Raw genomic sequence first — 22925 nt, 5'->3', positions numbered from 1 at the left:
GACATATAAATGTTCTGTGTGCCACAGACCACGGTTGAGGTTGCTGGAAACCAAAGAAATAGAATATTTTACTTTAAGCGATACTATACTCTATTTATAGTTTAAGATTGACTAAGTTTATCGCTAGTCAACCTTAAGCCACTAACCTTGACTAATATTTTCTTTAGTCAAGGTTTTATATTTTATTTCAACTTGCTTAATGCAGTCGCAATTCTAGGCAACATATCCTTAATGTCTTGTAAAGAACATCCACCTATTGAAGCTCTAAACCAAGGCATATTTTCATCATTACCAAAAGCAGAGAATGGAACGATTGCTGTTTGCGCCTCCTTAATTAAATAGAAATTTACGTCAGCACTGTTTTTTAATAAATCGCCACTTGGTGTGGTTTTCCCAATATAATCGATATTTAAAGTCAAGTAGATTGCACCCATCGGGATAACTGAATCAACAGCAAAACCTTCGTTTTTTAATTGTTGAAATCCATTGTGCAATTCATCTAGACTAGCTTGAACTTGTGCTTTGAAACTACTTAAAAATTCATCAACCAATGTTTTGTTTTTGAAATAATCTGCCACCGCAACTTGTTCTGCTTTAGGTGCCCAAGCACCAATGTGCCCTAACAAAGATTTCATTTTGCCAATCACATTTTCTGGTCCGAATGCCCAACCTACACGAACTCCAGTAGCGGCTAAACATTTAGAAATTCCATCAATATAAATTACATAATCTTTCAATTCTGGGCGTAAGCTCACTGGATTTACGTGTTCCTTATCAAAAGTTAACAACGAATAAATCTGGTCGTACATAATGTACAAAGGTTTTTCATCCGCTTTGCGTGATTTATTCTCTTCTATTACGATATCACAAATTTCTTCCAACTGTTGTTGCGTAAACATGGTACCAGTTGGATTTAAAGGCGAACATAAAGCCAGTAAAGTCGCTCCTTTTAGATGGGGCTTTAACTGGGCTGCAGTTGGCATAAAATTATTTTCCACTGTAGTTTCAATGGCAATACCTTTTGCTGCAGAAAGATGGCAATAATGATTATTATTCCAAGATGGCGCTGGATAAATCACCGTATCTCCTGGGTCTATCAGTGCCAAATAAGTAGCATAAATTAACGGTCGAGAACCACCAGCAATTAAGATTTCGTTTAAACCATAATCCAACTCATAACGGTCCTTTAAAATTTCAACAACCGTTTCACGTAAAGGTAAAATCCCATCTGCTGGCGGATAATTAGTATGGCCTTCGCGATAAGCTTTTACAATCGCCTCTTCCAATGGTTTTGGTATTGGGAAAATGGATGAATCAAAATCGCCAATAGTTAGGTTAGCAATTTGAGCACCCTTACGCTTCATGTCATTAACTTCGTTTCCAATTTTAATGATTTCTGAGCCAATAAGTGTGTTTGCTAATACTGATACATTCATTTTATGTGGGATTTGGTTTAAAAAACTTCGTCATTGCGAGGCACGAAGCAATCTCCTTTTTATATTTATAATTTCTTATCGTTTTTGAAAATGAAAGTCAGTGGCTTTTATCTGCTTCAGCCCTGCTATTCGTTTCAAGTTTTTGGACTTCGACTACGCTCAGCCTGACAAAAACTTTTCACTGCTATCAGGTTTAATTAACTTCTTTCAGTTTTTCAAACGGCGATTTCATTTCCATCGCTTTAGCAAAATAGCTTCTTACTTAACTAAACTGGCTATCGCTTTGTTTACTTTTTCAAATTTAAATTGAGCTAAGATTTCGTTCATCATTGCGGTAATTTCATTATTACAAAGATTTCCAATGCTTCCTTCGTGCGTATGCTTAACCGTTTTATTTGGAGCAAAAGTTCCATTCTCAATGGTTTCACCAACAATTTTATAGGCTTCTCTAAATGGAGTTCCACTTAAAGCCAATTCATTTACTACATCAACACTAAATAGATAATCATACTTTTTATCATCTAAAATATGGTCTTTAACGGTAATGTTTTGCAGCATAAAAGTGGTCATCTCTAAGCATTCATTTAAAGAAGTAATTGCTGGGAAAAGGTTCTCCTTTAGCAACTGCAAATCCCTATGGTAACCAGATGGCAAATTGGTAGTCATCATTGCAATTTCATTTGGCAAAGCCTGAATTTTATTACAACGGGAACGAATCAATTCAAAAACATCAGGATTTTTTTTGTGTGGCATAATGCTCGATCCAGTTGTTAGTTCATCTGGGAAAGTGATAAAACCAAAATTCTGATTAATGAACAAACAAACATCCATCGCCATTTTTGCTAAAGTAGCAGCCACAGAAGACATCGCCTGACCTAAAATTCTTTCTGTTTTTCCTCTGCCCATTTGTGCATAAACCACATTGTAGTTTAGCTTTTCGAAGCCTAACAATTCTGTCGTCATAGTCCTATTTAATGGAAAAGAAGAACCATATCCGGCAGCAGAACCAAGTGGATTTTTGTTGCAAACTTTGTAAGCAGCAAGCATCATCTCCATATCATCTGCCAAGCTTTCTGCGTAAGCACCAAACCATAATCCGAATGAAGATGGCATTGCAATTTGCAAGTGCGTATAACCAGGTAAAAGTTTGTCTTTATGTGTATTGCTCAACGAAATTAATTGATTAAACAAGGTTGATGTATTCTCCACCATTTCTTGTATGCAAGCTCTGAAATACAACTTCAAATCAACCAAAACTTGGTCGTTACGAGAGCGACCGCTGTGTATTTTTTTGCCTGCTTCGCCAATACGTTGCGTTAACAACCACTCTACTTGAGAATGTACATCTTCTACGCTGTCATCAATGGTAAATTTACCATCTTCAATTTCTTTGTAAATTAATTTAAGTGCAGTTTGAACTTCAGCCAATTCATCAGCTGTTAGCAAATTAATACTGGCCAACATTTCTACGTGAGCCAAAGAACCTAAAACATCAAAAGCTGCCATTTGTAAATCCAATTCTCTGTCTTTACCAACTGTAAATGTCTCAATGCCTTTGTTTACTTCAATATTTTTTTGCCAAATCTTCATTGTAATTTTTATGCGCTTAAAAATGCGTTACAAAAGTACGAATAAGTAGCAAGTATTTCGTATCAAGTATCTAAACGGATAATTTATTCCGCCTTGCTTTAAATTTATTTTAAAACACTATTTTCGTCTAAACAAACCCTTAATTATGAAGAATTTAAAATTTATTCTACTCGTTTTTGCAATATCCCTTGCAACAAACGGTTTTGCCCAACAACGACCGGCATTAACTTGGAAAGACATTTCAAAGTGGACTTACAACAGAGGAAATACGCTATCGCCTGACGGTCAGTGGATGGCCTGGGCAAGCGGACCAACAGAAGGAGATTTGAAATTAACTATTCGTAAAACATTCGACACGTTAAGTTACTCTTATCCAATTGGTGCAACTGCGAACGGAATGTTGTTTTCGAAAGATTCAAAGTTTGCCGCTTTTAGAGTTTCTGCAAAGGATGCGGATGTTAAAGCTGCCAGAAAAACAATGAAACCTTTGTATGATAAATTGACCATAGTTTCTCTGGCCGACAACAAACAAACCTCATTTGAAAGAGTAAGAAGTTTTAGCTTTTCTGGTGAAAATTCTTCGTGGATAGCAATTCAATTCTCTGCATTGGAAACTGCTCCTAAAGATAAAGATGCATCAAAAGGAACCGATGTTTTACTTTATAATTTGGTTACTAAAAAGAGTTTCAATATTGGTAATGTTTCAGAATTTGCATTTAATAAAGCTGGCGACCAGCTGGCTTATACTGTTGATGCAAATGGTCAAAACGGAAATGGTGTATTTTTAAGAGACGTGAAAACTGGTTTAACAACCGCATTGGACAACGACAAAGCTGTTTATAAAAGTATAAATTGGAATGAAGAGGGAACTGCTTTTGCTTTACTGAAATCTAACAAAAACGAAAAATATAAAGATGATATTTTTAGTGTGATTGGCATTAGTAAAATCAATGGTGATTTAACAAACAAAGTAATTTACACCAGTTTAGACGATGCAACTTTCCCGAAAGGAAAAGGTGTAAATACAAATGCAACACCATATTGGTCAGACGACCAGTCTACCTTGTTTTTCGGCATTAATACTTTAGAAAAAAAGGAAGACAAAAAAACAGATAGTGCAAAATCGAAAAAACCAGATGCAAAAGCTGATAGTTTAGCAAAACTGGTTAAACCTGAGCCTAAAAAGGAAGATATCGAAAAACCAGATATGATTATCTGGAACTGGCAAGATAAACGCCTTCAATCTGCGCAACAAACGCAAGAGATGAGAGACAAAAGTTTTAGTTATACAAGTTCTTATCGCATTGCGGATAAAAAATTCACGCAGTTAGCAGATAGCAATATGCGTTCAGTATTGGTTGCGCCAAAACAACTTTACGCTATTGGTTACGATAATTCTAACTACGAATTAGCAGGAAACTTAGACGGACAAAGTTATACTGACATCTATTTAATCGACCTTAAAACTGGCGCTAAAAAACGTTTATTCGAGAAAATGTATGCTTCAAATGGTGGTAGATTATCTGTTGCTCCAAACGGAAAAATTGCTAGTTATTATGTTGATGGTGTTTTCTATAGCATCAACTTAGAAACAGGCTCAACAGCTAACTTAACAGGAAATATAAAGTCTTCTTTCATTAATGAGTTAGATGACCATAATGTACTTAAACCGTCTACCCAAAATTTAGGTTGGTCTAGCGATTCTAAATATGCATTACTCATGGATAACTATGATTTATGGAAAATATCTGCAGATGGCAAAAGTGTAGTCTCACTTTCAGATAATTGGAAAAGCAAAAAAACTGAAGTAGCTGGCAGATACCGGATTTACGAAGATGAAAAAGGAACTGATTTAAGTAAAGACCAATATTTTGGTGTGTTCAATGTAAAAGATAAGAAATCAGGCATTGGAATTCTTCCTGTTGGTAAAAACAAAATCAACATCCTATTTATGGATGATAATTCTTACGGAGCTTTTGCAAAAGCAGAAAAAGGAAAAGTTTTTGCTTATTCGAAAAGTAACTATCAAGAATCTCCAACTTATTACGCCAGCGCAACTAGCGATTTAGCTGCTCCTAAAAAAGTAAATTCAAATACGCCAGACCAAGCTAAATATGCATGGACTTCTGGAGTGAAACTGATAGATTACGTAAGTGCCAATGGCGATAGTTTACAAGCTGCATTATACTTGCCAGCTAATTATATTGCGGGCAAATCTTACCCAACCATCACTTACATTTACGAGCGTTTAACTGATGGGTTAAACAACTATTCGATGCCAGGTTTTCCTGGTGGTGGATTTAACAAAGCTGTATATTTAAGCAATGGTTACGCCGTTTTAGAACCAGATATTAAATACAAGTTAAACGACCCAGGTATGTCAGCCGTTGCTTGCGTGGTACCTGCTGTTAAAGCTGCAATTGCTACAGGTGTTGTTGATGAAAAAAATGTTGCCATTCACGGTCACTCTTGGGGTGGTTATCAAACTTCGTTCTTAATTACACAAACCAATATTTTTAAAGCTGCAGCTGCTGGTGCTCCACTAACCAATATGATTAGCATGTACAGTTTAATTTATTGGAATAGTGGCGGTACAAATCAAGCCATTTTTGAAGCTAGTCAAGGTCGCCTAACGCCAGGTTATTGGGATAACTGGGATGCTTTTGCACGTAACTCTCCAGTTTATCACATCAAAAAAGTACAAACGCCGTTATTGCTTTTACACAACGATAAAGATGGTGCAGTAGATTTTACGCAAGGAATTGAATATTACAACGGTTTAAGAAGACTGAATAAACCAGTGGTGATGATTACTTATCGTGGAGAAAATCACGGTATAGCTAAATTACCAAATCGTAAAGATTATGCAGTCCGTATGATGGAATATTTCGATTATATGCTAAAAGGAAAACCTGCACCCGAATGGTGGAGTAAAGGAGTTAACCGTTTAGATATGGAAAAACATCTTGAAACTAGAGCTTTTGATGGAGGTGAAGGGAACTAAGCTCATTTTGTCATTCTGAGCATCGCGAAGAATCTATTACAATAAATTTTCATATAGATTCCTTCCCGAAAATTCGGGACAGGCTATTCCTCGGAATGACAAATATTTTTAGCCGCTGATTCGCAGATTTTGTCATCCTGAGCGAACCTGTTCCGACTTCTTCGGGAGTCGAAGGAAATCTGCGAATCAGCGGCTTTTTTATTAGTTTATTTTCCGTTAATAACTGGCTTTAGCATATTTACATAACCTGCAACACCTTCAGCAACTTCACGAACGTATAAAAATTCATCAGCCATGTGCGAGCGGCCAGAAAAACCTGGACCACATTTTACCGATGGGATATCCAATAAAGCTTGGTCTGATGTTGTTGGCGAACCGTAAGTTGTTCTTCCTAAATTTACACCAGCCAATACCACAGGATGATTTTTATCAATCGAAGATGGTTTTAAGCGAATTGAACGTGGCGTAACATCACAATCTACATTTGCTCTGATAATCTCTAAAACTTCTTCGTTGGTGTAAGAATCCGTTACACGAACATCAACTGTAAAAGTACAATTTGCAGGAACCACATTATGTTGCGAGCCAGCATTGATGATGGTAACCGTCATTTTCAGCGGACCAAAAACTTCAGAAACTTTCGGGAATTGGTAGTTTCTAAACCACTCAATATCTTTTAAAGCTTTGTAAATTGCATTTTCTCCTTCTTCTCTAGCCGCGTGACCAGCTTTTCCGTGAGAGGTGCAATCTAAAACCAACAAACCACGCTCAGCAATTGCCAAATTCATTTCGGTTGGCTCGCCCACAATACCGAATTCTAATTCGCCTAAATCTGGTAAAACCAATTCTAATCCGTTATTACCAGAAATCTCTTCTTCCGCCGTTGCGGCTAAACAAATGTTATATTTTAAATCTTCTTGAGGATAGAAATAAAGGAAAGTTCCAATCAACGAAACCAAACAACCGCCTGCATCATTACTACCCAAACCGAACAGTTTATCGCCTTCAATGGCAGCATCATAAGGATCGCGAGTGTAACCAGAATTTGGCTTAACTGTATCGTGATGAGAGTTTAAAAGTAATGTTGGTTTTGAAGCATCAAAGTGTTGATTGTATGCCCAAACATTATTCATTTTGCGGTAGGTTTTTACACCTCGTTCTTCTAAAAACTGTGCAATTAAATTCGCCGTTCTATCTTCTTCCTTACTAAAAGATTGGATGCGAATTAATTGTCGCAATAAATCCAGACTTTCCTTTTGTATGTTTTCTAACATCGTATTGAGTAATGCGTATTGAGTATTGAGCTTGGATTTTCACCTTCCGCCTTCTTACATTCAACCTTTTTTAACCTTCTTTTGTATATAAATTCCCTGCTTTTAAAGCCGAAAGTTTTATGCCTTTAATTAGCGACGAACTAAAGCCATTGTGCTCCATTTCGTTAAGGCCAGCAATGGTACAACCTTTTGGCGAAGTTACTTTATCTATTTCTGATTCCGGATGTGTTCCATGTAATAAAAGTAAATCTGCAGCGCCTTTTGCAGTCTGAACAGCCATTTTTAAAGCTTCATCTGCATGAAATCCAATCTCCACTCCACCTTGCGACGCCGCTCTAATTGCCCTTAAAAAGAACGCAATACCACAAGCGCAAAGCGCAGTCGCCGAGGTCATTAAGTCTTCATTAATCTTAACAACTGAACCAACCGTTTCAAACATTTTCGTAACGTCCATTAGGTTTTCTGCCGATGCATTATCACTTGCAATACAAGTCATCGATTGACCGATGGCGATAGCTGTGTTTGGCATTGCTCTAATCACTTCCACATCATTCCCCAATTTCTCTTTAACCGCAGCACAACTTACCCCAGAAATTACAGAAATTACCAAATGTTTAGCTGGGTCTATGGCAACAGCAATCTCATCTAAAACAGTATTTAATTGTTGAGGCAAAACTGCTAAAATTACCACATCAGCATTTGCAACTGTTGCTTTATTATCATTGCTAACGTTAAATCCTGCTACTGCAAAGGGTTTTAGATGGTCTAAACTTCTACGTGTTAAAGTAATTTGAGCAGCCGATGTATAATCAGCTTTTACTAATCCTTTTGCTAAAGAAATCCCGATATTTCCAGAACCTATAATTGCTATTTTTTTCATTTGATTTAATATTTATTAGAAAAGCAAGTTAGTATAACTATTAATGTTAGTCCTGCTATCCGCTACAAGTCCCGTTTTGTCTTCGCCTACCTGCCTACGGCAGGCAGGCGCTCAGACTGACAACGGGAGCTTTTCGCTGCTATCAGGTTTAGTTTGCAAGGGCAGTGGTTAATTGGTTCCTTTTTCCTGCAATGGTCAAGACCTTTCAACTTTCCTTCCCTCTACCCTAGCGCAACATTTTTGTTCCAAAGCTCCCACTCTCCAATTCTCCCAACTCATCCGCTTTGCCAATGTAAACAGCCGCAACGCCTTTGTTAATTGCTTCAAAAGCATTATGCAATTTGGGTATCATTCCGCCTGCAACCGTACCATCAGCTTTTAAACCTTCAAACTCACTCGATTTAATTTCCCGAACAACAGTTGCATCATCGTTAACATCTTTCAGCACCCCCTTTTTCTCGAAGCAATATACCAATCGTGTTTCATATAATGATGACATTGCAACCGCCACGGCTGATGCAATTGTATCGGCATTTGTATTTAGCAATTGTGTATCTCCATCATGTGTTATTGCACATAGTACTGGCGTCAATCCAGCTTTTAGCAAACTATCTATCGTGCTTGAGGAGATAGAGTTTTCATCTAAATCGCCAACAAAACCATAATCTATTTCTTTTACAGGACGTTTTTTAGCTTTGATGACATTTCCATCTGCACCAGTTAAACCAATTGCATTATTACCTTTTGCCTGCAACTGTGCTACCATATTTTTATTAATCAATCCGGCGTAAACCATCGTTACAATTCGTAAAGTTTCGATATCTGTAATCCGTCTCCCATCAACCATTTTAGCTTCAACACCTAAACTTTCGCCAAGTTCTGTAGCTATTTTCCCACCACCGTGCACCAAAATCTTATCGCCAGGCAAAGCCGTAAAATCTAATAGAAATTGATGTAGATTCTCAGAATTGTCAATTACGTTTCCGCCTATTTTTATGATGGTTAGTTGTTTCATAGCCTCTTGTTAACCACCACAGATAAACAGATTATTTTTAATATCTGTGTCAATCCTTTTTATCTGTGGTTAAATATTTTTATAACTCCTCCAACATTGCTTTTAGCACAGCCTGTGCCGACCAAAGTCTGTTACCAGCTTCGTGAATAACCAGTGAATTTGGTCCATCTAAAATCTCAGAAGATAATTCTAAATCGCGACGAACAGGTAAACAATGCATCACTTTCGCATCGTTTGTGAATTTCAATTTATCGTTATTCATCATCCAGCCATCTGGATAAGTTAAAACTTTACCATATTCTTTATAGCTGCTCCAGTTTTTAACATACACATAATCAGCACCGGCTAATGCTTCTTCTAAGTTATATTCAATTTTAGCACCAGGTGTAAAATCTTCAGCAAGTTCATATCCTTCTGGTTGTGCAATGGTAAAATCTATCATTCCTTCTGCCTGCGCCTTACACATCCATTCTGCAAATGAATTTGGAACTGCTTGTGGTAAAGCTTTTACGTGTGGGGCCCAAGCCAAAACAACTTTTGGTTTAGCATTAGCTCCAACTCTTAGTGGGTTCCAAGTCTCGTGAATGGTGATGATATCTGCAAAACTTTGTAAAGGGTGGCGAGTTGCACTTTCTAAACTTACAACCGGAACAGCACAATATTTCACAAATTTATTGAAGAAATCTTCACTATAATCTTCTTCACGGTTATTTAATTTTGGGAAAGAACGTAAGCCTAAAATATCGCAATATTGACCCATTACAGCCGCAGCCTCACGAATGTGTTCAACAGTAGAACCATTCATTACAACGCCATCTTGAGTTTCTAAAGCCCAGCCTTCTTTGTCCAAGTTCATCACCATTACGTTCATACCCAAGTTTAGCGCAGCTTTTTGAGTGCTTAAACGAGTACGCAAACTAGGGTTCATAAAAACTAAACCTAATGTTTTGTTTTTACCCAAATGTTGGTGCGCATAAGGATTTGCCTTCAATGCAAGTGCATCCTTTACAAATTGTTTGATGCTCGGAACATCGTGTACGGAAGTGAATAACTTCATATTTTTTATGCTTTTGTTTGTCATGCTGAGCCTGTCGAAGCATCTTATGTAGAGATCCTTCCTTCGTCAGGATGACAAATTGTTATTTAACTAGTTTGCTGAATGCCGCCAAAAATTCATCAGCGTGAGCTTTGGTTAAGTTTAAAGCTGGTAATAAACGAATTACGTTTGGTTTAGCTTCGCCAGTAAAAATGAAATGTTTAAACAACAAATCCTTTTTAACGTGAGCCAATTCTTCTGGTAATTCTATACCAATCATTAAACCACGACCTCTAACTTCTTTTACTTGCTCAAATTTATTCAATTCTTCAATTAAATAGCTTCCAATTTCTTCAGCATTTTGCATCAAGTTATCTTTTTCCATCACTTCTAAAACCGCTAATGCTGCCGCACAAGCTAAGTGATTGCCACCGAAGGTTGTTCCTAATTCTCCGTGCCAAGGTTTAAATTTTGGTGCTATTGAAATTCCCGCCACAGGAAATCCGTTACCCATTCCTTTAGCCATTGTATAAACATCAGCTTCTACACCAGCATAATCGTGCGAATAGAATAAACCTGTTCTTCCATAACCGCATTGAACTGAATCTGCAATGTAAACTGCGTTATATTCATCACAAAGTGAACGGATTTTTTGCAAGAAACTTTTTGAAGCTTCTTTAATTCCGCCAACACCTTGAATACCTTCTATAATTACAGCGCAAATTTCATCGCCCTGCGCTTTAAAAGTTTCTTCTAATGCAACTTCATTATTGTGAGGTAAAAAAATTACATTTTCAGTTTGGTTAACTGGTGCAACAATTTTCGGATTATCAGTAACCGCTACGGCCAAAGAAGTACGTCCGTGGAATGCGCCAGAAAAAGCAATTACCTTTTTTCTTCCATTGTAAAACGATGCCAATTTTAAAGCATTTTCATTTGCTTCGGCACCAGAGTTACATAAGAATAATTGGAAATCTTTTTTGCCAGAAACTTCGCCCAATTTCTCTGCCAATTGAACCTGCAAAGGAATTTTAACTGAGTTAGAATAAAAGCCAACTTTGTTTAACTGGTCTGTTAAACGAGTTACATAATGTGGGTTGGTATGCCCAATAGATATTACAGCGTGACCGCCATATAAATCTAAGTATTTTTGATTATTAGCATCCCAAACATTGCTGCCAGCTGCTTTTGTAATTTCTATATCGTTAAGTGGGTATACGTCGAATAAATTCATTTTTTTAAAGGTTAAAGACCAAAGACTAAAGACCAAAGCTCCTGTAATATTTTATATAGCAGGGCCCAAACCTATAGCGTTTAATCAATTCATAATTATGGTCGTAAATGTTTAATTAATCCTATCAACATAGCTTTAACTTCACCAGCCATTTTACATATTTCTAAATATTTGCTTTCATCGATATATTCTAAATCTTTCGCTAGCAAACAAGCGTATTCCATTTCTTGAACCGAACCTAAGGCATTATCCAAAAAATGAGCAAAATCCTTTTCAGTCCGCCGCCCTGCTCCCTCAACAATATTTAGTGGAACTGAATACGCAGCTCTTTTGACTTGACTATGCAAATCATACTTTTCGTGAGCCGGAAAACACGGTAAAACAGCCTTATAAATATGCAAAACCATCAAATGTGATTTCTTCCAAACATCTAGTTTCTGATAATCTCTCATTTTTTTAAAATTGTCTCTAATCGATTTTTTTTTGCAGTTCGCTACCTTCGCTTTGGTCTTTAGTCTTTCAGCTTTGGTCTTAAAAATAGGCTGCCTTCAACTTCAAACCACTATTTTCTTCCAAACCATACATTAAATTCATATTCTGAACTGCTTGTCCGCTTGCGCCTTTTAATAGGTTGTCGATTGCACTGATGATAAATAATTTATTGCCGTGTTTTTCGATATGAACCAACGCTTTATTGGTATTCACAACCTGTTTCAAATCTATGTTTTTCCGACTTACGTGTGTAAATGGATGTGCGCTATAATAATCTTCGTAAATAGCTTGAGCTTCTTCTAAAGTCAAATCGCTTTCTAAATATATCGAAGCTAAAATCCCTCTGGTAAATGCGCCACGTTGTGGGATGAAATTAATCCCCACCCCAGCCCTCCCCGAAGGAGGGGGAGCAGCAAGTGCACTATCTTGCAATCTGTTTAAACTTTCTCCAATTTCATTTAAATGTTGATGGTCAAAAGCTTTGTAGATAGAAAGATTGTTATTTCTCCAGCTAAAGTGCGAAGTGGTTGATAAGCTTTGTCCTGCACCAGTTGAGCCAGTTGTAGCGTTAATATGAACTTCATTTTTAATTAATCCTTTTGCAGCTAAAGGCAATAAACCCAATTGTATGCAAGTTGCAAAACAACCTGGATTTGCAATGTTTTTTGCATTCTTAATCGCATCACGATTTAGTTCAGGCAAACCGTAAATGAAGTCACGAGTTGAGAGTTGAGAGTTTTGAGATAACCTAAAATCCTGTGATAAATCGATGATTTTAATGTTTTCATTAATTGGATTTACTGCTAAAAATTTCTTTGCATCTCCATGTCCAACACATAAAAAAAGCACATCGATATCCTGAGGAATATCGCTTGTAAATTTCAAATCGGTATCACCAATTAAATCAGTGTGTACGTCAGAAATTAAATTTCCAGCATTGCTTGTGCTATTAACAAATGTGATTTCTACGTTAGGGTGATTAACCAAAATACGCAACATTTCGCCACCAGTATAACCTGCACCTCCAATAATTCCTGCTTTAATCTTATTCATTTTTTTAAATTACATTTATTCTATAAAGAAAAAACTCATTATCTGGTTCTTGTTTTTTGAAACCAATTGTTTCATACAGTCTTTGTGCTGTAAGATTGTCAATAGCTGTTTCCAATTGTAAAAATGTAGAACCTTGTCCTTTTGCGAAACTCATTGCAGTTTTAATAAGCTCTTCTCCAATGCCTTGTTTACGATAATCACTATCAACAAACAAATCATTTAATATCCAATTTTTAGAAAGCCTAGCCGACGAATAAGTAGGATAAAGCTGTGTAAATCCTACTGGTTTATCAGCATCCATCGCTACAAAAATAACAGATTCATTATTCTCCAATCGAGCATCTATAAACGCCTTGGCCATTCCCAAATCAGAGAACTTTCCGTAAAATATTCTGTATTGATTAAATAGGCCAACAACTAAATTAGCCTCAATCAAGTTAATACGTTTAATTTCTATTTTACTCACAGTCTGTTCTGTCATTTTGGGTTGATGGATAGGAGAAAAGTATAAATTCTAAATCTTGATTTGTTTCATTCGAAATTTTATGCTTGTCGCCCGCCTTTATTTGCAAGCCTGTATTTGCGTTGACTAAAACGGTTTCACCTTCAATTAAAAATGTTGCCTCTCCTTTTAATATGAAGAAAAATTGCTCTGCATAAGTATGAAAATGTAATTTCTCAGCAGTTTGAGCTGGCATTAATTCTAGTTTAATGGCTGCATCAGGTTTGCTTACAAAATTCCACCCATCACAATTATCTCCCCATTTGTAATGGTTTAAACAATTTTCTTTTGAAAGGATTTCTATCATATTTTACCTATTGTCCTTCGACAAGCTCAGGATGACAATGCGAAAAAAAGCTTTCTGCTTTAGTCTTTTAGCTTTCGGCTTCTTCGCTATTTACTTTATGCCAAATCATTACTTGGTTACCGAAAATCTTAGAGAAACCTTTAACATCATCTCCGCTCCAAGCATTATTCATTTCGCCGTAGCTACCAAATTTATTGCTCATTAAATCGTGGTTAGATTCTATCCCAATTATTTGGAAACGATAAGGTAATAATTCAACAAATACTTTACCGCTAACTACTTTTTGCGTGTCGGTTAAAAATGCTTCAATATTCCGCATGATTGGGTCGTGGAATTGACCTTCATGCAACCAGTTTCCGTAGAACGATGACAATTGTTCTTTCCAGCTTAATTGCCATTTAGTTAAAGTATGTTTTTCTAAAGTATGATGTGCCTTGATAATGATGATTGGTGCCGCAGCCTCAAAACCTACACGACCTTTAATTCCAATAATCGTATCACCAACGTGAATATCCCTACCAATTCCAAAAGGTTGAGCAATTGCTTGTAATTTTTGAATAGCTGCTACTGGATGTAATTTCTCTCCATCAATCGCAACCAATTCACCTTTTTCGAAAGTTAATTCAATTCTTTTAGCTTCGGTTTCTGAAACTTGAGTTGGCCAAGCGCTTTCAGGTAAAGTCTCGTTAGAAGTTAAAGTTTCCTTTCCTCCTACAGATGTTCCCCATAAACCTTTATTAATAGAATATCTAGCTTTTTCTGCGCTATACTCTACACCGTGTTTAGCTAAATATTCTATTTCCGCTTCGCGGGATAATTTTAAATCTCTAATTGGTGTGATGATTTCAACTTCAGGGATAAGAATGTTGAAAATCATGTCAAAACGTACTTGGTCGTTACCTGCTCCAGTACTTCCGTGAGCAACATAATCTGCACCAATTTTCTTTACATAATTTGCAATTGCAGTAGCCTGACTAACACGTTCAGCACTTACAGAAAGTGGGTAAGTAGCATTTTTTAATACATTACCAAAAATTAAATATTTAATGCAGCCATCATAATAGCTGTCAGTCTCATCTACCACAGCGTGAGATGCCACACCTAATGCATAAGCACGTTTTTCAATTTCTTGCAATTCTTCATCAGAAAATCCGCCAGTATTAACAATAACTGAATGAACCTCTAAATTACGGTCTTCTGCCAAATGAATGCAGCAAAATGAGGTATCTAATCCTCCACTAAACGCTAAAACAACTTTCTTCTTCATTATTTATTAAATAAAAGGGTAAACAATACTAAAATGGATTTTAATCCAGATTTTGGCTTAATAACCAATCTCGATTTAATACGCATAAAGCGTTCATATAATCCAGGTTTTTTCTGCAATTCTTCTGCAAAAAGTTTGGCTGCTTCATGTTTCTTTTCTGCAGGATCATAAAGCATAGCTGTACACATACAGTTTTTGCGATCCTTCATTTTTAGAATCTCGAAATTCACACAGCTTTGACAGCCTTTCCAAAAATCTTCATCTTGTGTTAACTCAGAATATGTAACAGGTTCGTAGCCTAAATCAGAATTGATTTTCATCACGGCTAATCCGGTAGTTAAACCAAATATTTTTGCTTTTGGATATAATGCTCTCGAAAGATTAAAGATTTCTTGTTTTATGGCGTGAGCCAAGCCGCCTTTTCTATACTTTGGGCTAACAATTAAACCAGAGTTTGCAACAAACTGACCGTGACTCCAAGTTTCTATGTAGCAAAAGCCAGCCCATGAGCCATCTTTATGAAAAGCAATCACCGACTTGCCTTCTTTCATTTTGCTAGCAATATATTCTGGCGAACGTTTTGCAATGCCTGTGCCTCTAGCTTTCGCAGATTCAGCCATTTCTGTTACAATCTCTTCAGCAAAAACATGATGTTCAGCGATAGCGACTTGTACTATAAATTCATTAATATTCATTCGTTTTCTAACGAAAAATTTAAGGTATTCTTGTTAATTGGGTTTTTAGAGAGGATCAATTCCTCGTTGGTATTAGTAAGATATACTAAATACGCGGCGTATAATTTTGCCGATTGGTCGTGATATAAAATACGGGGTGTAAGCGCTCAATAAACAAGCTTTTAGCCGCAATATTTTTTGCTTCTAAAATTGAAAGTTTATGGATAATATTCTTGCTCATTATTTTGTTTGCTAATCCGTATTAAATTAGTTGAGGCGCAAAGGTTTAAATAAAAAATGAGTTACGCAATAATATTCTGATTTTTTTACACTTTTAAGTTGATTTTAAATGATTCGAAATGAAACATTTTCTCATTTAACAAAGTTTAACATCATTTTGTTAAGATAAAACACAATATTTGTAGTAATTAAAATATCAGTATAAGATGATAAAAAACATCTTACCCCTATTTGATTTGATCATGACAAAAATTTTTACTTCTTTAACATTCAAGAATTCATTTCTAAATAAATTCTGCCTAGCCATTGCATTTAGTGCAGTTTTCCTTGGTTCTTGTAAAAAAGAGACTCCTGTGGAAACAGCTTTTACTGCGGTATCAGTATTTAATGCATCTCCTACATTTTCAACTTATGATGTTTATTTGAATGAATCAAAGGCAAATGCGGCTGCTTTACCATTTGGTGGAGGATTAAATTATACTAAAATTGCTCCAGGCTCATATAACATTAAATTTACTACTTCAGGCAGACCAGAAAGTCTTTTAACAAAAAGCATAACTTTACTTCAAAACACTTACTTTTCTTATTTTCTAATTAATAGATCAAGTGGTTTGGATGGATTATTATTAACAGACGATTTAAGCGCAACATCAACCACAAATGCATTTGTTCGTTTCATTAACTTATCTCCAGATGCTCCTGCACTTGATTTGGTAATTAATGGCGGTGCAACAGTTACTACTAATAAGCTTTTTAAAGAAGCCAGTACATATACTTCTCTAACAGCAGGAACTTTTACATTTGATGTTAAAGATAAAGCAACCGGAAACGTTATAGCTTCTCTGCCTGGCTCTGTGCTTGCGGCTGGCTTTCATTATACCATTATTGCTAGAGGATTAATTGCCCCTGCAAACTCAAACGAGCATCCAATTACTGCTCAATTGTATAAGCAACAATAGATTTTTTTAAAAGAATTTAAAAGGGCACCATGATTATGGTGCCTTTTTTTTTGCGTCCATAGCTCATTTGTTTCTTATTTAGAATTATTCAAAATAATTTGGATAGTTAATTTTTTCGTTGTTTATTTGCATCTCTTTAGAATTAATCCAAATAAGAATAACGATGAGAATACAGTTACGAAACGCGATCCTACTTTTTTTTACAACATTATCCATCTCGGCCTTTGGGCAACAAAATGCTACCATTAAAGGAAAGATTACCACTGCCGATGGTAAACCAGCACAATTTGTTAGCATCGGTTTAAAAAATAAAAACCAAGGTACAACTACCAATGATAATGGCGAATACACTTTACAAAGAGTTAAACCTGGAAGCTATACACTTAAAATTAGCTCTGTTGGTGTAAACGCACAAGAAAAAGAAATAACAGCAACTGCTGGACAAACATTGATTTTAGATTTCGTGCTAACAGAAAATAGCCAAGCATTAAACGAAGTAACAATAGCTGGAATAAAAAACAAATACAAGGTTAGCTTACCATCTGCTTCATTAAGGTTAAATGAACCCATTTTAGAAGCTCCACAGAATATTCAAACCATAAGTGATCAAGTTATAAAAGATCAGCAAATTATTAGCATGAGCGACGGCTTGATTAGAAATGTAAGTGGCGCAACACGTTTAGAACATTGGGGTGATATGTATACCAACATCACCATGCGTGGTTCTCAAATTCAGGCTATGCGTAATGGCTTCAACTTTGTTTCTTCTTATTGGGGTCCACTAACAGAAGACATGAGTATTGTTGACCATATCGAATTTGTAAAAGGCCCAGCTGGTTTTATGCTTGGAAATGGCGATCCAAGTGGAATGTATAATGTAGTTACCAAAAAACCTTCTGGTTTTAACAAGGGCGAAGTTTCTTTTACGCTGGGCAGCTATGATTTATACAGAACAACTGTTGATTTTGATAGAAGATTGACCACAGATGGAAAATTATTATTTAGGCTAAATGCGGCTATTCAAACCAAAGGTTCTTTTAGGCCTTTTGAAAAAAACGACAGGTATACATTTGCTCCATCATTGAGTTACCAAATAACAAACAACACCAAATTTACAGCAGAATATACATTGCAAAATGCAAAAATGACTGAAGTTGGTTCTTATTATATTTTTAAACCAGATGGAGGTTATGCTTCCTTGCCACGAGATTTTACGCTTACACAACCAGGCGTACAACCTACAAGAATTAACGACCATAGTGTTTTCTTAAATTTACAGCACAATTTTAGCACTGATTGGAAATTAACAGCTCAAGTTGCCTATTCAAAATATTTACAAAATGGAAGTAGCTCATGGCCATCGGTAATTAATGCAGACAATACTGTAATTAGAAATGTTGGTATTTGGGATGCAGAAAGTACAATGAAATTAGCTCAATTATTTATCAACGGACAAGCAAAAACAGGTGGCATAAACCACAGAATTATTGCAGGTTTTGATGGTGGCAAAAAAGATTATTTAGCAGACTGGGGCCAGTCTCATGATTTAGATTTACCATCTTCTCCTTTTGACCTAAACAATCCTAATTATGGTTTTCCGTCTAATGGTTATCCAAATTTTGACAGAGAAACTCCATTATTGCAAAGAGCGATTGCTGCAGGTGGTTTAATGGATCAGAAATATTTAAGTGGTTACGTACAAGATGAGCTTGGGTTTTTTAACAATAAAGCTCGTTTAACCTTAGCAGGAAGATATACTTATGTGAGTCAATCTGCTTGGGGTGGCGCATCTGATAAAGCAAAACATTTTACCCCTAGAATTGGCTTAAGTGTTTCTCTTGATAAAAACACAGCTGTATATGCTGTGTATGATGCAGCATTTATACCACAAACAGGAAATTTACGCAGCGGCGGAACACCTAACCCAATTACTGGAACAAACTATGAAGTAGGTTTTAAAAAAGATTGGTTTGACGGAAAATGGAATACTACACTTTCTGCCTATAGAATACTTAAACAAAATGAGCTTACTTCAGACCCAGACAATGATCTTATTAACCCATCTGATCCAAGTTCAGGAAGAGAGAATTTCAGTATTATTATTGGAGAAAAAAGAGCTCAAGGAATTGAATTTGATTTAAGAGGAGAAATTACTGCCGGATTAAGATTAATTGCCAACTATGCTTATACAGACGGCAAAGTAACTAAAGTTGCCGAAGGTGTAACAAGTATTGTAGTTGGAGAAATTGTCCCAGGCTTCTCAAAACATACTACCAACGCTTGGTTAACTTATACCTTACAAGGTGGTGTTTTAAAAGGAACTGGTATTTCTGGAGGATTTACTTACCTAGCTGGTAGAGCAACTGGAACTTACGATGGCTCTAACGCAAATAAAAACTTACCAAACTATTTCAAATTAGATGGTGGTTTGTTCTGGGAAAACAAAGCAGTAAAAGTTACCGCAAATGCATTTAACATTTTAGATAAGTATTTATTCTCTGGTGCCTATTATACCGATTATTGGAATGCTCCAGATTATACGCAACCTGCCTATTCATGGCAAGCAGAAGCTCCAAGAAATTATCGTTTAAGCATTGCTTATAAATTTTAATATCATTTATGCCAGTAAAGAAAAAGACCAACAGGTTTAAATATTGGACAGGCAAAATACACTTATGGCTCGGATTAACATCTGGGCTATTTGTATTTTTCTTAGGTATAACGGGTTGCATTTTGGCCTTTGAATTAGAGATTGAAAATGCGATACAATCCTATCGTTTTACAGAGGTTCAAAATAAGCCAATATTACCTCCAACTAAGTTAAAAAAAATTGCAGACAAGGCACTTCCTAATAAACATGCCCATAGTGTTAATTACCAACCAGGAAAAACCACACAGGTAGTTTATTACAACGCAGATCCCGAATATTATTTCATAGTTTTTGTAAATCAATACACCGGAGAAGTATTAAAGGTTAAAGACATGAGCGAGGATTTCTTCAGGATTGTAATTAACGGACATTATTATTTGTGGTTACAGCCCGAGATTGGTCAGCCAATTTTAACAACCGCCACAATGATTTTTGTTTTCCTTTTAATTTCTGGATTAATATTATGGTGGCCAAAAAGCAAGGCTGCCAGAAAGCAACGTTTCAGTGTAAAATTAAAATCAAAATGGCGTAGGTTAAATTACGATTTACATAACGTGTTAGGTTTCTATATGACTTTCATTGTCATTTTTATTGCCTTATCTGGAATGGTAATGGGCTTTCAATGGTTCGCAAAATCTGTTTATTGGATAAGTTCTGGTGGACAATCAATGACTGTTTTTGAAGAAACCTTTTCAGACACTACAAGAACAGCCAAATTAAATGTAAATGCAGCAGCGGCTGATGTACTTTGGGCAAAATTTGTAAAAGAAGACCCAACATTTAAGGGCAGCTATGATGTTCACATTCCAGAAAATGAAAAAGCATCTGTAGAAATCGCCAAAAACCCAGACCCAAGCACTTATTGGAAAGCAGATTACAGATACTTCGACCAACATACCTTAAAGGAAATTGAAGTAAAACACATGTATGGTAAATTTTCAAATACGAGCACAGCTGATAAAATTTCGAGGATGAATTATGATATCCATGTTGGATCAGTGTTAGGTTTACCTGGAAAAATAATGGCTTTTATAACTAGCCTTGTTGCAGCGAGTATGCCTGTAACCGGAGTAATTATTTGGCTAGGTAGAAAGAAGAAAAAAACAAAAACTCTTAAATCAATATAACATGAAAAAACTACACTTACTATTCGCTTTACTATTTCCATTGTTGAGCGTTAACGCACAAAACAAAATAGATCAAGATCGAGAAGCCATTAAATCTCTAGCAGGCTTTTATAAAGTAACATTTAATTATGCAGAAACATTTTCTCCTGAAGATGATTACAAATTCCACGAAAGACATCGTTCTTCTGCAAAAGAAATTGCTATTCTGGTAGAAGATTCGCCAAAGAAAATTGTTATCCAGCATTTATTGGTCATGAGAGGCGATAGTATGATCATTAAACACTGGAGAGAAGATTGGACTTACGAGGATCAAACCATTTTAGCTTACGATAAAGATAACGCTTGGAAAAAAGTTACCCTTTCTGCAAATGATGTAAAAGGAAAATGGACACAAAAAGTTTTTCAAGTTGATGATAGTCCACGTTACCAAGCTATAGGAACTTGGGTACACGTAGATGGCAAACACCAATGGCAAAGCAATACAGACTCTCCACTTCCACGTAGAGAAAGCACTGAACGTAATGATTATAATGTTTTAAATCGTGGCAACAACCTTTACTTAACGGCTAATGGTTGGATGTTCGAACAAGACAACAAAAAAATTGTTCGTGCCGATGGTAAAGACAAACTAATTGCAATGGAAAAAGGGATGGAAGAGTTTATTAAAACTGACACAAAATCTTTCGGTTATGCACAAACTTGGTGGAAACAACAAGAAGGTTTCTGGAAAGACGCTCGTGCTAGTTGGGATGCGGTATTTGCAGAAACAAACTACCTTAAATTAAACCTTAAAGTTGATAACAAGTTATTGTATGAGCAATTTTTTGCTTTGGGAGATCTGTCTGCAAAAGAAAAATGGTCGTCAGAAAAAAACAAGGAAAACATTAAAAAAGTTATCGAAGCTTATTTAGTAAAAGCTAGTTAGAAGAAGCTTACCATATTTTAAGCCACAGATTTACAGATTTTTCATTGGATAATCTGCGAATCTGTGGCTTTCTCATTTAGCATTTATTATATTGCTTCTCCAATCAATCTTTATGAGAAGAGCATTAATTATTTTAATCTTATTTACTAGTTTAACTGGGTTTGCCCAAGATTTAAAGTATGCCCAAAAAACTTTAAACACACTTACTTCGAAAGAGTTTTGGGGAAGAGGTTATACCAAAAATGGAATGAGCAAAGCAGCTGGTTTTATAGAAGCTCAGTTTAAATCTTTTGGCTTACAGCCGATGGTTGGAAAAGATTTTAAACAACCTTTTATGTTCTCTGTAAATACTTTTCCTGGGGAAATGGATTTAAATATCAATGGCAAAAAATTAATTCCTGGCAAAGATTTTATTGTTGGCCAAGCAAGTATTGGCATTGTGGCAAAATCAGAGCTGGAGCAAAAAGATAGTTTGACTTTTTTAGATGCGAAAAATAGAATAATACTTGTTCTACAGGATAAACTAACTTGGTCTGTTTCACAAAGAGTTAATGATTACACAGAAATTTTCATCAAAAAATCTTCGCTTAGCGAAACACCAAAATCTTTAGCTATTAATATTGAAAATCAATTTATTCCAGATTTTAGTGCATCAAATATTTGCGCTGTGGTTAAAGGGACAACAAAACCAGATTCTGTTATTCTAATTACTGCTCATTACGACCATTTAGGTGGAATGGGAAAAGACACTTATTTTCCTGGTGCAAACGACAATGGTAGCGGGGTTTCATTTTTATTAAGTTTAGCAAAATATTATGCAACCCACCCGCAGAAATACACCATTGCTTTTATCTGCTTTGCTGGAGAAGAAGCAGGAATTTTAGGCTCAAAGTATTTTACAGAACATCCAATTATCCCATTGGCTAAAATTAGGTTTCTAATTAACGTAGATATGGTTGGAACAGGCGAAACAGGAGCAACGGTTGTAAATGCAACTCAATATCCTAAAGAATTTGCAGCTTTAAATAAAGTTAATGATGAAGGTAAATTCTTAGTTAAAATTAATCCGAGAGGGAAAGCTGCAAATAGCGACCATTATTTTTTTACTGAAAAAGGAGTGCCTGCTTTTTTCCTTTACACACAAGGTGGAATTGCGGCTTACCACGATGTTTTCGACAAACCTGAAACACTTCCGTTTACCGTTTATGAAAATCTATTTAAGCTATTTGTTGGTTTTAACAAAACTTTGATGAACTAATA

The 22925-nt window shown here is 35.9% G+C and carries 19 protein-coding genes; 6 read left to right on the top strand and 13 right to left on the bottom strand.

All coding sequences use genetic code 11. From position 1 onward, the window contains the following. Positions 1 to 182: 182 nt before the first annotated feature. Both R2Q59_RS15090 and argH read right to left on the bottom strand, forming a co-directional pair. Positions 183 to 1436, bottom strand: a complete 1254-nt coding sequence (locus R2Q59_RS15090; RefSeq protein ID WP_316786077.1) for a pyridoxal phosphate-dependent aminotransferase — start codon at positions 1434 to 1436, stop codon at positions 183 to 185. Positions 1437 to 1694: 258 nt separating this feature from the next. After that, positions 1695 to 3026: an argininosuccinate lyase gene (argH, locus tag R2Q59_RS15085; protein WP_316786076.1), complete on the bottom strand. Its 1332-nt coding sequence runs from the start codon at positions 3024 to 3026 to the stop codon at positions 1695 to 1697. Positions 3027 to 3171: 145 nt separating this feature from the next. On the opposite strand from argH, the gene R2Q59_RS15080 reads away from it, so the two are divergent. Continuing rightward, positions 3172 to 6030 (top strand): alpha/beta hydrolase family protein, encoded by a 2859-nt coding sequence (locus R2Q59_RS15080; protein WP_316786075.1) that lies wholly within the window; start codon positions 3172 to 3174, stop codon positions 6028 to 6030. Between the two features lie 206 nt (positions 6031 to 6236). Here R2Q59_RS15080 and R2Q59_RS15075 read toward each other — a convergent pair whose 3' ends face one another. The 11 genes from R2Q59_RS15075 to R2Q59_RS15025 form a co-directional block, all read right to left on the bottom strand. After that, positions 6237 to 7304, bottom strand: a complete 1068-nt coding sequence (locus R2Q59_RS15075) for a M20 family metallo-hydrolase (protein WP_316786074.1) — start codon at positions 7302 to 7304, stop codon at positions 6237 to 6239. A 70-nt stretch (positions 7305 to 7374) separates the two neighbouring features. After that, positions 7375 to 8184 (bottom strand): pyrroline-5-carboxylate reductase, encoded by an 810-nt coding sequence (gene proC, locus R2Q59_RS15070; RefSeq protein WP_316786073.1) that lies wholly within the window; start codon positions 8182 to 8184, stop codon positions 7375 to 7377. 226 nt (positions 8185 to 8410) lie between these two features. Beyond that, positions 8411 to 9199: an acetylglutamate kinase gene (gene argB / locus R2Q59_RS15065; protein WP_316786072.1), complete on the bottom strand. Its 789-nt coding sequence runs from the start codon at positions 9197 to 9199 to the stop codon at positions 8411 to 8413. A 79-nt stretch (positions 9200 to 9278) separates the two neighbouring features. Continuing rightward, positions 9279 to 10256, bottom strand: a complete 978-nt coding sequence (locus R2Q59_RS15060) for an acetylornithine carbamoyltransferase (protein ID WP_316786071.1) — start codon at positions 10254 to 10256, stop codon at positions 9279 to 9281. Between the two features lie 82 nt (positions 10257 to 10338). After that, complete coding sequence (locus R2Q59_RS15055) at positions 10339 to 11469, bottom strand: aspartate aminotransferase family protein (RefSeq protein WP_316786070.1); 1131 nt, start codon at positions 11467 to 11469, stop codon at positions 10339 to 10341. A gap of 95 nt (positions 11470 to 11564) precedes the next feature. Next, complete coding sequence (locus R2Q59_RS15050) at positions 11565 to 11921, bottom strand: four helix bundle protein (RefSeq protein WP_316786069.1); 357 nt, start codon at positions 11919 to 11921, stop codon at positions 11565 to 11567. A 79-nt stretch (positions 11922 to 12000) separates the two neighbouring features. Beyond that, complete coding sequence (gene argC / locus R2Q59_RS15045; protein WP_316786068.1) at positions 12001 to 13014, bottom strand: N-acetyl-gamma-glutamyl-phosphate reductase; 1014 nt, start codon at positions 13012 to 13014, stop codon at positions 12001 to 12003. 4 nt (positions 13015 to 13018) lie between these two features. Further along, positions 13019 to 13495, bottom strand: a complete 477-nt coding sequence (locus tag R2Q59_RS15040) for a GNAT family N-acetyltransferase (RefSeq protein ID WP_316786066.1) — start codon at positions 13493 to 13495, stop codon at positions 13019 to 13021. After that, complete coding sequence (locus R2Q59_RS15035) at positions 13473 to 13823, bottom strand: cupin domain-containing protein (RefSeq protein WP_316770452.1); 351 nt, start codon at positions 13821 to 13823, stop codon at positions 13473 to 13475. The genes R2Q59_RS15040 and R2Q59_RS15035 overlap by 23 nt, the downstream gene beginning before the upstream one ends. A 67-nt stretch (positions 13824 to 13890) precedes the next feature. Further along, entirely contained in the window at positions 13891 to 15090 is a 1200-nt protein-coding gene (gene argG / locus R2Q59_RS15030) for an argininosuccinate synthase (RefSeq protein ID WP_316786065.1), read from the bottom strand. Further along, a complete protein-coding gene (locus R2Q59_RS15025; protein ID WP_316786064.1) occupies positions 15090 to 15785 on the bottom strand; it encodes a GNAT family N-acetyltransferase in 696 nt (231 codons plus the stop codon). The genes argG and R2Q59_RS15025 overlap by 1 nt, the downstream gene beginning before the upstream one ends. 461 nt (positions 15786 to 16246) lie before the next feature. Between R2Q59_RS15025 and R2Q59_RS15020 the strand changes: the two genes are divergently transcribed. The 5 genes from R2Q59_RS15020 to R2Q59_RS15000 all read left to right on the top strand — a co-directional run bounded on the left by R2Q59_RS15020 (position 16247) and on the right by R2Q59_RS15000 (position 22923). Next, positions 16247 to 16963, top strand: coding sequence for a DUF4397 domain-containing protein (locus R2Q59_RS15020; protein ID WP_316770445.1), 717 nt, complete (start codon positions 16247 to 16249; stop codon positions 16961 to 16963). A gap of 163 nt (positions 16964 to 17126) precedes the next feature. Beyond that, positions 17127 to 19574, top strand: coding sequence for a TonB-dependent receptor (locus tag R2Q59_RS15015; RefSeq protein ID WP_316786062.1), 2448 nt, complete (start codon positions 17127 to 17129; stop codon positions 19572 to 19574). An 8-nt stretch (positions 19575 to 19582) separates the two neighbouring features. After that, positions 19583 to 20740 (top strand): PepSY-associated TM helix domain-containing protein, encoded by a 1158-nt coding sequence (locus tag R2Q59_RS15010; protein ID WP_316786061.1) that lies wholly within the window; start codon positions 19583 to 19585, stop codon positions 20738 to 20740. Between the two features lies 1 nt (position 20741). Continuing rightward, positions 20742 to 21665: a DUF6607 family protein gene (locus R2Q59_RS15005; protein ID WP_316786060.1), complete on the top strand. Its 924-nt coding sequence runs from the start codon at positions 20742 to 20744 to the stop codon at positions 21663 to 21665. Between the two features lie 112 nt (positions 21666 to 21777). Next, entirely contained in the window at positions 21778 to 22923 is a 1146-nt protein-coding gene (locus R2Q59_RS15000; protein ID WP_316770437.1) for a M28 family metallopeptidase, read from the top strand. The last annotated feature ends 2 nt before the right edge of the window (positions 22924 to 22925 follow it).

This window comes from Pedobacter frigiditerrae, from assembly GCF_032678705.1.
GTDB classification, from domain to species: domain Bacteria; phylum Bacteroidota; class Bacteroidia; order Sphingobacteriales; family Sphingobacteriaceae; genus Pedobacter; species Pedobacter frigiditerrae_A.
Note: the sequence above shows the minus strand (reverse complement) of the source record. Positions and strands in the feature narration are given on the sequence as shown.

What these genes read in the sequence shown, in the direction of transcription:
- R2Q59_RS15060 (WP_316786071.1), bottom strand. Translation starts at nt 10,256, where the DNA reads ATGAAGTTATTCACTTCCGTACACGATGTTCCGAGCATCAAACAATTT.
- argB (WP_316786072.1), bottom strand. Translation starts at nt 9,199, where the DNA reads ATGAAACAACTAACCATCATAAAAATAGGCGGAAACGTAATTGACAAT.
- R2Q59_RS15035 (WP_316770452.1), bottom strand. Translation starts at nt 13,823, where the DNA reads ATGATAGAAATCCTTTCAAAAGAAAATTGTTTAAACCATTACAAATGG.
- R2Q59_RS15000 (WP_316770437.1), top strand. Translation starts at nt 21,778, where the DNA reads ATGAGAAGAGCATTAATTATTTTAATCTTATTTACTAGTTTAACTGGG.
- argH (WP_316786076.1), bottom strand. Translation starts at nt 3,026, where the DNA reads ATGAAGATTTGGCAAAAAAATATTGAAGTAAACAAAGGCATTGAGACA.
- R2Q59_RS15015 (WP_316786062.1), top strand. Translation starts at nt 17,127, where the DNA reads ATGAGAATACAGTTACGAAACGCGATCCTACTTTTTTTTACAACATTA.
- argG (WP_316786065.1), bottom strand. Translation starts at nt 15,090, where the DNA reads ATGAAGAAGAAAGTTGTTTTAGCGTTTAGTGGAGGATTAGATACCTCA.
- argC (WP_316786068.1), bottom strand. Translation starts at nt 13,014, where the DNA reads ATGAATAAGATTAAAGCAGGAATTATTGGAGGTGCAGGTTATACTGGT.
- R2Q59_RS15020 (WP_316770445.1), top strand. Translation starts at nt 16,247, where the DNA reads ATGACAAAAATTTTTACTTCTTTAACATTCAAGAATTCATTTCTAAAT.
- R2Q59_RS15090 (WP_316786077.1), bottom strand. Translation starts at nt 1,436, where the DNA reads ATGAATGTATCAGTATTAGCAAACACACTTATTGGCTCAGAAATCATT.
- R2Q59_RS15025 (WP_316786064.1), bottom strand. Translation starts at nt 15,785, where the DNA reads ATGAATATTAATGAATTTATAGTACAAGTCGCTATCGCTGAACATCAT.
- R2Q59_RS15010 (WP_316786061.1), top strand. Translation starts at nt 19,583, where the DNA reads ATGCCAGTAAAGAAAAAGACCAACAGGTTTAAATATTGGACAGGCAAA.
- R2Q59_RS15050 (WP_316786069.1), bottom strand. Translation starts at nt 11,921, where the DNA reads ATGAGAGATTATCAGAAACTAGATGTTTGGAAGAAATCACATTTGATG.
- proC (WP_316786073.1), bottom strand. Translation starts at nt 8,184, where the DNA reads ATGAAAAAAATAGCAATTATAGGTTCTGGAAATATCGGGATTTCTTTA.
- R2Q59_RS15055 (WP_316786070.1), bottom strand. Translation starts at nt 11,469, where the DNA reads ATGAATTTATTCGACGTATACCCACTTAACGATATAGAAATTACAAAA.
- R2Q59_RS15040 (WP_316786066.1), bottom strand. Translation starts at nt 13,495, where the DNA reads ATGACAGAACAGACTGTGAGTAAAATAGAAATTAAACGTATTAACTTG.
- R2Q59_RS15075 (WP_316786074.1), bottom strand. Translation starts at nt 7,304, where the DNA reads ATGTTAGAAAACATACAAAAGGAAAGTCTGGATTTATTGCGACAATTA.
- R2Q59_RS15005 (WP_316786060.1), top strand. Translation starts at nt 20,742, where the DNA reads ATGAAAAAACTACACTTACTATTCGCTTTACTATTTCCATTGTTGAGC.
- R2Q59_RS15080 (WP_316786075.1), top strand. Translation starts at nt 3,172, where the DNA reads ATGAAGAATTTAAAATTTATTCTACTCGTTTTTGCAATATCCCTTGCA.